General features: G+C 57.3%; 2 protein-coding genes. One reads left to right on the top strand and one right to left on the bottom strand.

Annotated elements, in window-relative coordinates:
• The first annotated feature begins 61 nt into the window (after positions 1 to 61).
• Positions 62 to 826, top strand: coding sequence for an IS6-like element IS6100 family transposase (locus L288_RS37035; protein ID WP_001389365.1), 765 nt, complete (start codon positions 62 to 64; stop codon positions 824 to 826).
• Between the two features lie 133 nt (positions 827 to 959).
• Here the strand turns inward: L288_RS37035 and L288_RS37030 are convergent, their stop codons facing one another.
• On the bottom strand, positions 960 to 1718 hold the full coding sequence (locus L288_RS37030) for a TetR/AcrR family transcriptional regulator (protein ID WP_007686274.1): 759 nt from the start codon (positions 1716 to 1718) through the stop codon (positions 960 to 962).
• Between the last annotated feature and the right edge of the window lie 294 nt (positions 1719 to 2012).

Here is a 2012-nt window from a genome sequence, read left to right as displayed (position 1 = left end):
GGCTCTGTTGCAAAAATCGTGAAGCTTGAGCATGCTTGGCGGAGATTGGACGGACGGAACGATGACGGATTTCAAGTGGCGCCATTTCCAGGGTGATGTGATCCTGTGGGCGGTGCGCTGGTATTGTCGCTATCCGATCAGCTATCGCGACCTTGAGGAAATGCTGGCGGAACGCGGCATTTCGGTCGACCATACGACGATCTATCGCTGGGTCCAGTGCTACGCCCCGGAGATGGAGAAGCGGCTGCGCTGGTTCTGGCGGCGTGGCTTTGATCCGAGCTGGCGCCTGGATGAAACCTACGTCAAGGTGCGGGGCAAGTGGACCTACCTGTACCGGGCAGTCGACAAGCGGGGCGACACGATCGATTTCTACCTGTCGCCGACCCGCAGCGCCAAGGCAGCGAAGCGGTTCCTGGGCAAGGCCCTGCGAGGCCTGAAGCACTGGGAAAAGCCTGCCACGCTCAATACCGACAAAGCGCCGAGCTATGGTGCAGCGATCACCGAATTGAAGCGCGAAGGAAAGCTGGACCGGGAGACGGCCCACCGGCAGGTGAAGTATCTCAATAACGTGATCGAGGCCGATCACGGAAAGCTCAAGATACTGATCAAGCCGGTGCGCGGTTTCAAATCGATCCCCACGGCCTATGCCACGATCAAGGGATTCGAAGTCATGCGAGCCCTGCGCAAAGGACAGGCTCGCCCCTGGTGCCTGCAGCCCGGCATCAGGGGCGAGGTGCGCCTTGTGGAGAGAGCTTTTGGCATTGGGCCCTCGGCGCTGACGGAGGCCATGGGCATGCTCAACCACCATTTCGCAGCAGCCGCCTGATCGGCGCAGAGCGACAGCCTACCTCTGACTGCCGCCAATCTTTGCAACAGAGCCCCCGATATGCATGGGCCTCGGCCCAATGGGGCCGAGGCCGTGCCGTTAACTTATTTGAAAGCAGGAAGTTTTGCCGGGTTCAGCCTATCGACGCTACATCAAGGGGAGAAGGCCTTTTTTTGGTGGCCCTGGCCAGTCGTGGCTTGCGGACGCGGCGCTGGGGAGGAGCCACCAGCCCGGGATAAATGTTGACGACCCCATCCAGAAACAGAATAATTTCCATCTCTACCCAGGCATCGACGTTTTCAGGCGTGTCGACCCCATATATGAATTTCCGGACGCCGAGATAAAAGATGCGCGAATTGACGCCAAGCACGAGTTCGGATTCGTTCTGTGTGAGAGGCATCTCTTCAATCGTAGGCAGGCCAAGATCGTGACGAAATTCGGCGCAAACCGGCCTGACGAGATGTTCTTGCATGAAAGAATACCAGCGACCGTTTATGTCGGATCCCTTAAGACCTGCGAACATGAATAGGCGGACCCAGTCATAATTAAGCACTGTCTGGGCGAGCGCCTGGTATACATTTACCAGCCGCTCTCGCAACGGAACATTGCGGTTGCTGATTACAATTTCCCAGTATGGATTCCACCGGCCGATGAATACTTCCTGATACACGCGTTCAATCAGTGCGTTCTTGCTGGCAAAATAGCGAAATAACAAAGGGTGCGTGATGTTCAGCCGCTTCGCTAGCTCGCGTGTGTCACCACCAAACCCTACTTCCGCGAAGAATTGCACGGCGCCTTCCACGATAAGCCGCTCGCGTTCGGCGCGCGGCAACCGCGGAGTGTCGGTCTGCGTTTTCTTACGCGGGGTCGTCACCTCATTCCCTTCTTTCATAACCAAGCGCCTTGGCGCCGATGCCAATGGTCGTGAATGCTAAAAAATGACCGGCTGGTCAAGTGCATAGGCGGATGCTTCGCTCCAGCTGACGGCGGTGCGCGCTGAATACGCGCCGCCGCTGGAAGAGGTCCTTACTCTGTGAGTTGTTGCATGTGCGCTTGCAGCATTGTGGCCGGCGGGCAGGAGTTGGGAATTGGTCGTTACGTAGCTTCTTTTTGGCGATGTTTGTGGCGCATAGGGCTATTGACGGCTCTGTTGCAAAAATCGTGAAGCTTGAGCATGCTTGGCGGA

Origin of the sequence: Sphingobium quisquiliarum P25 (assembly GCF_000445065.1) — a bacterium.
GTDB lineage: Bacteria > Pseudomonadota > Alphaproteobacteria > Sphingomonadales > Sphingomonadaceae > Sphingobium > Sphingobium quisquiliarum.
Note: the sequence above shows the minus strand (reverse complement) of the source record. Positions and strands in the feature narration are given on the sequence as shown.

What these genes read in the sequence shown, in the direction of transcription:
- L288_RS37035 (WP_001389365.1), top strand. Translation starts at nt 62, where the DNA reads ATGACGGATTTCAAGTGGCGCCATTTCCAGGGTGATGTGATCCTGTGG.
- L288_RS37030 (WP_007686274.1), bottom strand. Translation starts at nt 1,718, where the DNA reads ATGAAAGAAGGGAATGAGGTGACGACCCCGCGTAAGAAAACGCAGACC.